The following is a 7,997-nucleotide window of genomic DNA, read 5'->3' as shown; positions in this document are numbered from 1 at the left end:
GGGCGGGCCGCTCCGGCTTCAAGGGTTCGAGCGTCGACTGCGTTAGACGGCGGATGGCCGCCATGCGCGCGGCGCCGTCGTCGCCGAAGCGGTCGAGTTAGAGGCGGATCGCCTGATCGGCGATCGCCTGGTCGTCGATGTCCGTGAGATTCCTGAGCAGCGCCAGCAGCGCCGCTTCCGCGTCCCGATCCGTCATGCGCCCCCGTAGGCCGAACCGGTCGAGTACGGACGAAGGCGCTTCCCGGTTGCGGCGCGGTCGACAAAAAATGCCGACCGCTGTTTTCGCCTCAGTAAGGCGCGTCGGGCCAGCCGGCCGCGGGGCCGCCGAACATCTCGGCGCAGCGCCGCCGCTCCTCGGCGAACCGCGCCTGCAGCAGCTTCTGCATCTTGGCCGTCCGCTCCGCTCCGGCGACCTTGGCCTTGCGGTTGAAATCCGGCCTCACGACGGACGGCTTCCCGGGGTCGCCGCCGAGGAAGCGGAGCAGCTCGGCCCGCGTCTCGTCCGGCCGCTTCACGACGTCGTCGAGGAAGAAGAAGCGGAAGCGGTCGCCGAAGGCGGCCGACCATTTGCGCGCGATCTCGCTCGGATAGGAGCGCGCCACCACATTCGGCCGATCGACGAAGTTCTTGAAGCGCCGGAAATTGAGCTCGGCCTGCGCCGGATCCGGCTCGTTCTCGTTGACCATGCGCCACTGCGACCAGAGCCGCGAAACCGGTTCGCGCAGCATGAGGCAGACCTTGGCCTCCGGGAACCGCTTGGCCAGCGCCCCGATCAGGTCCTCGTCGAGGGTCGAATAGCCGGGCGTCACGTCGCCCGACAGCAGCGCGCCCTTCGGCTCGAACAGCCGGGCATAGTCTTCGATGTCGAGCGGCCGCCCTTCGAGGGCTGCGACGCGCTGGAAGAAGATCGCGCCGCGGTCGTCGACCGGAGCGTCGCCGCGTCCCTCGCGGGACTTCGCGACCTTCTTGGGCTTGGCGAAGAATTTCTGTGCGGCCTTCGAAATCTTCTTGTAGGGAAATTCCCGATCGAAGTAGTGGATTTCCTTATAGGGCGGCATCCAGAAATCAGCGTGGCCCTGGAGCTGATCGTAGAGCCACTGCGTGCCGCCCTTCTGCAGCCCCACGCAGAAGAAGTCGGGGCCGGGACCGGCGACGTCAGGGGAGAGCCCGGCCGCCGCAGCGATCGCGGCCGCGGTCTGTTCGGCCCGGGCGGCTTTCCGCGCCAGCCGCTCGGTCTGCTTCGCCTCTTTCCGGGCCTCGGCCTTGGCGCCCTGACCCTCGGCCTTCTTCATGCCCCGACGCGGCTTTGCCCCGACCTTCGCCTCGCCGACAAGCCCGGCGGCGAGACGGGCCGCCTTCTTCTTGCCGCCTCCGGCGCCCTTGCCTCCTTCGGCCCGCTTGCCGCCGCTTGCGCCCTTGCCGCCGCCTGCGCCCTTGCCGGCCGCAGCGCGCTTTCGTCCGCCTTCGCCCTTCGCGCCTTCGCCCGCAGCCCTGCGCGCCGCGGCCCGCTTGCCGCTGGCGCGCGCGGGCTTCGGAGCGCCGCCTGCGGCGGTCTCTTTGATGTCTGCTTCGCTCATCGCTGCTTTGGTTCCTCGATCAGCGGAGCGCCGACGGCTCCGCGACGGGCGCGCTGCAGGCGGTCCTTGCGCTCGACCGCGCGCTTGACGTCAGGTCGCGGCCCGGTCCGTTGGACCGACGACCGCGGTTTCGGAGCCGCCGTCCGGCCGCGCTCGACGCAGGCCGGACAGGCGGACCGATCGCCTCACTTCAGGACGACGAACTCCATCTCGTCCTGGTGCGTGTCGAAATAGTTCTGGTTCAGCTTGTCCCACCACAGGCCTTCCTGGGCGAGCTTCTGCTGATGCTGCTCGGCGATCGGCCGATAGCCCTGCTTCAGCATCGTCCGGTAGCTGTGGAAGCGGTGGGCGTGCGGGTTGCGGTCGGCGAACACGTAGGACAGCGTCAGCTTGTTCGAGGCGCGCTTGGAGAACTGCTCGGAGTTCAGGCCCTGGCCGCGATGCGTGGTGCGCAGGTCGAACATCACCGCGTCGCCCGGCTGCGGGATGAACTGGACCGGCTGCTCGACCTTGTCGAAGTCGGTCTTGGCGGCGTCCTCCACCGAGACGGTGAAGTAGTTGTCCACGCCGTCCTTCTCGTCCTTGAGCTTGCGATGATTGGTGCGGGGCTTCACGCAGAACGAGTAGTCGTCACACTCGAGATAGATCATCAGCTTGTAGTTGCGGTAGATGAACTCTTTCTCGTCCCAGTCCAGGCCCTTGTTCAGGCCCTTGTTCGCGCAGTCGCGATGCCAGTTGCCCTGGACGAAACCGTTATGGATGTCCGACGCCTGGAGGAAGACCGGCGTGTCGGAGAAGACCTTGGCGTAGGACTGCCTGACCGTGTCGTGGAAAAGAAAGTCGCGGACGGTGCTCATCCGGTTGAAGGCGTCGCCGACGCCGACGACCCCGTTGAACTCGGGGCCCGAGGCGAGCTCCTGCTTGATCTCCTTGGCCGCATCCCCGGCCACGGCGGAAAAGGCGCCGGGAAGCGGGTAGAAGCCCTGCTTTGCGAGCGCTTCGGCTGGCGTCATTGTAAGAACTCCAAAGGATCTGGCGGCGTTTGGACGCGCCCGCCCGCATCCCTAACACGAGAAAAACGCGAAAAAAAAGACCGCCCCGGCGAGAGGCGGTCTTGAGATGCGCCTGAGGCGCAATCGTGGGGAGGCGCGTCAGCCCGCCATCTTGAGGGGGCCGGTCGCGGGACTGCGGATCTCGATGTCGACCTCGAGCGTCGCCCAGCTGTCCTGACGGTCCAGTTTGACCCGCACCTTCTCCGGATCGATCGCCACATGCTTGGCGATCACCGCGAGGATCTCGTCCTGGAGCAGGGCGACGAGATCCGCGCGGCCGAACACCGCCCGCTCATGGGCCAGAAGGAGTTGCAGTCTTTCCCGGGCGGCAGGCGCCGTCGACCGACGGGTGAAGAACCTGAGGACGCTCATGCCGCCGCCCTCCTGCCGAACAGGTTGCCGAAGAAGCGCTTCTTCTCGCTCGGCACCGTCATCTGGATGGTTTCGCCGCGGAGGCGCCGGGCCGCGTCCGCATAGGCGCGCGCCGGCGCCGAGATCGGGTTCGACAGCGTCACGGGCGAGCCGAGATTGGAGGCCTTCAGCACCTCCGGGCTCTCCGGGATGATGCCGAGCAGCGAGATCGACAGGATCTCGAGCACGTCGTCGACCTTCAGCATGTCGCCGCGCTCCGCCCGCACGGGGTCGTAGCGGGTGAGCAGCAGCAGCTTCTCGATGGTCTCGCCGCGCTCGGCCTTCTCGGTCTTCGAATCCAGGAGCCCGATGATGCGGTCCGAATCGCGCACCGACGACACTTCCGGATTGGTGACGATCACCGCAAGGTCCGCATGCCGCATCGCGAAATAGGCGCCGCGCTCGATGCCGGCCGGCGAGTCGCAGATGATCCAGTCGAACCGGCCCTTGAGCTCGTTCACCACCCGCTCGACGCCCTCGGCGGTGAGCGCGTCCTTGTCGCGGGTCTGGCTCGCGGGCAAGAGCGACAGCGTGTCGATCCGCTTGTCGCGGATCAGCGCCTGGTTGAGGTTGGCGTCGCCCTGCACGACGTTGATGAGGTCGTAGACCACCCGCCGCTCGGCCCCCATCACGAGGTCGAGGTTGCGGAGCCCGACGTCGAAATCCACCACCACGACGCTCTGCCCCGTCTGGGCCAGCGCCGCGCCCAGGGCGGCGGTCGACGTCGTCTTGCCGACGCCCCCCTTGCCCGACGTGACGACCAGAACCTCAGCCATTTCGTTCACTCCCCCAGGAAAGCCGTCGTCGCCAAATCACCGTCACGGGACGAACGCGGACAAAAAAACTCAATCGAGCGCCGCGACCTTGAGCTGCTCGCCGGCGAGCCAGGCGCGGGCGGGCTTGCCGCGGAGCGCCGGGTCGAGCTCGTCGGTCGTCATGTAGACGCCGTCGATCGCGAGCAGCTCGGCGTCGAGCCTGCGGCAGAAGATGCGGGCCGCAGGCGAGCCCGAAGACCCGGCGATCGCCCGGCCGCGCAAAGCGCCATAGACATGGATCGACCCCGCGGCCACGATCTCGGCGCCGGACGCGACCGAGCCGCAGATCGTCACGTCGCCGTTGAACGAGATGGTCTGGCCGGAGCGCACCGGCTGGTCGACGACGAGCGATGTCCCGGCCGCGCCCTTGGCTTCCGGCGCCGAGAGCTCGCCCGCCGCCCGGCCGCCGACCGGCGTCGCGAGCCGCGCGTTCGGCCCGTCCAGGAACTTTGGATCGCACCCCTCGACGCCGATCAGGCGCACGCCGCGGATCTCCAGCTCGCCGATGAACGCCGCCAGCATCCGGGGCGACAGCTTGATCGCCGCGACGTCCAGCACCACGGGCCGCGAGCCGAAGAAGCCGGGCGAGCGCGCGGCGAGCTCGTCGAGCTCGGCCAGCCACTCATCGACCGGCGGCTCGGGCGCCAGCACCAGCGCCATGAAGGACCGCCCCCCGAACCGCACCGGCTTGCGTTTGGCTGACGTTTCGGGCTCGGCGTTTTGGGGGACGATCTGCAGGGCTGCTGGCGACACGTGGGCGTTCCGACTCGGGGTTGGCGGTTAACGAACCGTTGACCCCGAGCCTCGCGCCGACGTGGTTAACGAGGCGTTAAGCGGGAGGCAGATTTTGCCGGGTGGGGGGATGCCTGACGCGCGACTGACAGCCCTCGCGCTCACGTAGCTTCGACCGGAAGCCTGCAACTCGCTAGACTGACGACGATTCTGGAGGGATGTCGTGGCCGCTGACTTCGAAGCCTATTTTCGCGCGCTCGCAAGAACCTATCGGGAAGAGGACGGCACAGAGCACACGGACCGGGCCGCCCTCGAGGTTCTGCTGAAGGCGGCGGCTGACGACGCGAAGCCGGGGGCTCGCATCACGCATGAGCCGCGTCGCGACAAGGCGGGCGCAGGCTCGCCTGACTTCAAGGTCACACGGGCGAGCCGGATCGCAGGCTATGTCGAGGTCAAGCAGATCGACGAAAATCTTTCAAAGATTCTGAAGTCGGAGCAGATCAAGAAGTACCGCACGCTCACCGACAATCTTGTGCTGACGGACTATCTCGAATTCGTCTGGATCAGGCCGGACGGCGAGATGATCCGCGAACGCCTCGCCCACTCCGAGGACCTTTCGACGAGAAAGCTCGCGCTGAAGCCGGAGCGGGTGGAGGCGGTCCGCATGCTCCTGCGCGGCTTCTTCTCCGCCGCGCCCGGGCGCATCGACAAGGGGCAGGTTCTTGCGATCGCTCTGGCCAAACGCGCCGCGATGCTGCGCGACTTCCTGTCGGAGGAGTTGCAGCGGCAGATCAAGGAGCACCGCGAGGGCCGGCTGCTCGCGCTCCACGAGGTGTTCAGAAAACAGGTCTTCCACGACCTCGGCGTCGGCGACTTCGCCGACGCCTTCGCCCAGATGCTGGCCTACGGCCTGTTCCTTGCGCGGCTGAACGCCGGCGACGAAGAGACCGTCACGCTCGACAACGTCCGCCAGCACATCCCCGGCAGCTTCGCGCTGATCCGCGAGCTGGTGCGGTTTCTCGACGAGATGAACGAGAAGCCCTATGGCGACATCCGCTGGGTGATCGAGGAACTGCTGTCGATCGTCAACGGCGTCGACCTCGCCGCCATCCACGAGGACCTGTCGTTCCGCGCCCGCAAGGCCGTCAGCCGCAAGGTGCGGGCGGAGGACGAGGAGGAACATCGGCTCTTCGAGCGCGACCCGTTCATCTATTTCTACGAGGACTTCCTGAAGGCGTTCAATCCGGAAGAGCGCAGAAAGCGCGGCGTCTACTACACCCCGCCGCCGGTGGTGAACTTCATCATCCGGGCCATCGACGACATTCTGAAAGACAGCTTCGGCATCGAGAAGGGCCTCGCCGACCACAAACAGGTGACGGTGCTGGACTTCGCCTGCGGCACCGGCACCTTCCTGCTCGAAGTGTTCGAAAAGATCTTCGAGACGATCGGCGGCCCGGAGGCCGGTGCCGCCGACCTGATCGTGCGCGAGCATCTGCTGAAGAACATCTACGGCTTCGAATATCTGATGGCGCCCTACACCATCGCGCACCTGAAGCTGTCGCAATACCTGAAGGACAAGGGCCACCCGCTGAAGGGCGGCGAGCGGCTGCAGGTTTTCCTGACGAACACTTTAGAGCCGGTGGAGCCGCAGCGCGACTTCATGCTGCCGGCGTTGAGTCGCGAGGTGGAGGCGGCGCAGGCAGTCAAGGACAAGCCGATCCTAGTGATCACCGGGAACCCGCCCTATTCCGGGCATTCAAAGAACCACGGAACTTGGATTACCACCAGCATCGCCGAATACCGCAAGGGCTTTCCGGAGCTGTCGAAGCCAGCTCAGGGCAAATGGCTTCAGGATGACTACGTCAAGTTCATCCGCTTCGCGCAGATGAAGATGGACGCGGTAGACGAGGGAATCGTCGGCGTCATCACTAACCATTCCTGGCTGGACAACCCGACCTTCAAGGGGATGCGCAAGTCTCTGCTTGAAAGCTTCGATCGCGTCTACGTGCTCGACCTGCACGGTAACGCGAAGAAGAAGGAGACGGCTCCGGACGGCTCGAAAGACGAGAACGTCTTCGACATCGAACAGGGTGTGGCGATCAGTCTCTTCGTGAAGCGGCGAGGACTGGAGAAGGGCGTGTGGCGCGGCGACGTTTGGGGTAAGAGGCTGAAGAAATATCAGCGCTCAGCCGAGCTGAGCGTCAATCAAGCTATTCCTAACGCCATTGCTCCTGACGTACCCGATTGGCTGTTGACCGAGCAGGATAAGTTCTCCGCCGAAGCATACCGTCAACTCGTCTCGATACGTGCCATATTCAGCCCTCTCGGCACCCCCGCGCCGGGCTTTGTAACCACTCACGACCAGTTCGCGATCTCGTTCACACCTGAAGAAGCGCAGCGAAAGGTGGGTGACCTTCTCGCCACCTGTTCGGAAGCGGAAGCCCGACAACTTTTCCGGCTTTGCACGCAGTCGCAGTGGAAATACGAGAAAGCAATGCAAGAACTGCCTACTGTAAATCTTGAGAAGCTAACAACGCACGTTCTTTATCGGCCGTTCGATACGCGTTGGACCATCTGGGACGCCAACGTTGCCGTTCACAGGCGAGAGCGCGCGATGAACCTGATGCTCTCGGGCAAGAACGTCGCTCTGGTGACCTCGCGCATGACGAAGGGGGAAAGCTTCCGCCACGCGCAGATTGTCAATCAGCCGATCGAAGCGATCTGCATGTCACCGCTGACGTCAAACAACGGCTTCATCTTCCCGTTATGGCGAGGAGGAATAGAGACGTTCGACACAGACTTCCGCGCCTTCCTCGACGCCCGCTACGACCATCACTACACGCCGGAAGAACTCCTCGGCTACATCTACGCCGTGCTCTACGCGCCGAGCTACCGCAGCCGCTATGCCGAGTTCCTGCGCCTTGATTTCCCCCGCATTCCCTTTCCCGAAGCGAAGGCGCAGTTCGACGCTCTTTCCGACCTCGGCTGGACCCTGGTGCAGGCGCACTTGCTGAAGGCGGCGCCGAAGCACGAGCCCCGCCTCGGCCTCTATCAAGGCAAGGGCGACCACGCGGTCGAGGCTGTGCGGTACTCGCCGGAGGAGCATGCGATCTGGATCAACAAGATCCAGCGTTTTGCGCCCGTGCCGGCGGAGGTCTGGGGCTTCCATATCGGCGGCTATCAGGTTCTCGACAAATACCTGAAGAGCCGCAAGGGCCGCACGCTTTCGCTGACCGAAATCGAGCATGTCGGCAAAGTGGCCGAGACGCTCGCCTTCACCATCGCGCAGATGGCGCGAATCGACGCCGCCTATCTCGCCGCTTTTCCGGCCGTGGATAAGGCCGAAGCTCCGCTCGCGCCGGCGTCCTGAGCCGCCATACTGGCGCTTGACGAGACGATTCGGCGGCGAC

At 65.4% G+C, this 7,997-nt stretch carries 6 protein-coding genes; 1 reads left to right on the top strand and 5 read right to left on the bottom strand.

Going from position 1 to position 7,997, the window contains the following annotated elements:
* Window positions 1-287: 287 nt before the first annotated feature.
* From EK403_RS01070 to minC, 5 genes are all read right to left on the bottom strand, one after another.
* The gene (locus EK403_RS01070; RefSeq protein WP_128775658.1) at window positions 288-1,577 is read right to left on the bottom strand and encodes a sulfotransferase; all 1,290 of its coding nucleotides are present in this window, start codon (window positions 1,575-1,577) and stop codon (window positions 288-290) included.
* Between the two features lie 185 nt (window positions 1,578-1,762).
* Window positions 1,763-2,590, bottom strand: coding sequence for a phytanoyl-CoA dioxygenase family protein (locus EK403_RS01065; RefSeq protein WP_128775657.1), 828 nt, complete (start codon window positions 2,588-2,590; stop codon window positions 1,763-1,765).
* A 138-nt stretch (window positions 2,591-2,728) separates the two neighbouring features.
* On the bottom strand, window positions 2,729-3,001 hold the full coding sequence (gene minE, locus EK403_RS01060; protein ID WP_128775656.1) for a cell division topological specificity factor MinE: 273 nt from the start codon (window positions 2,999-3,001) through the stop codon (window positions 2,729-2,731).
* A complete protein-coding gene (minD, locus tag EK403_RS01055) occupies window positions 2,998-3,816 on the bottom strand; it encodes a septum site-determining protein MinD (protein ID WP_128775655.1) in 819 nt (272 codons plus the stop codon). The genes minE and minD overlap by 4 nt, the downstream gene beginning before the upstream one ends.
* Before the next feature lie 69 nt (window positions 3,817-3,885).
* Window positions 3,886-4,608 (bottom strand): septum site-determining protein MinC, encoded by a 723-nt coding sequence (gene minC, locus EK403_RS01050; RefSeq protein ID WP_128775654.1) that lies wholly within the window; start codon window positions 4,606-4,608, stop codon window positions 3,886-3,888.
* A gap of 202 nt (window positions 4,609-4,810) precedes the next feature.
* On the opposite strand from minC, the gene EK403_RS01045 reads away from it, so the two are divergent.
* Complete coding sequence (locus EK403_RS01045) at window positions 4,811-7,957, top strand: type ISP restriction/modification enzyme (RefSeq protein WP_128775653.1); 3,147 nt, start codon at window positions 4,811-4,813, stop codon at window positions 7,955-7,957.
* The last annotated feature ends 40 nt before the right edge of the window (window positions 7,958-7,997 follow it).

This window comes from Hansschlegelia zhihuaiae, assembly GCF_004103825.1.
In the GTDB taxonomy this organism is placed as follows: domain Bacteria; phylum Pseudomonadota; class Alphaproteobacteria; order Rhizobiales; family Methylopilaceae; genus Methylopila; species Methylopila zhihuaiae.
The sequence above is the reverse complement of the archived record's forward strand: the minus strand, read 5'-3'. Positions and strand labels throughout refer to the sequence as shown.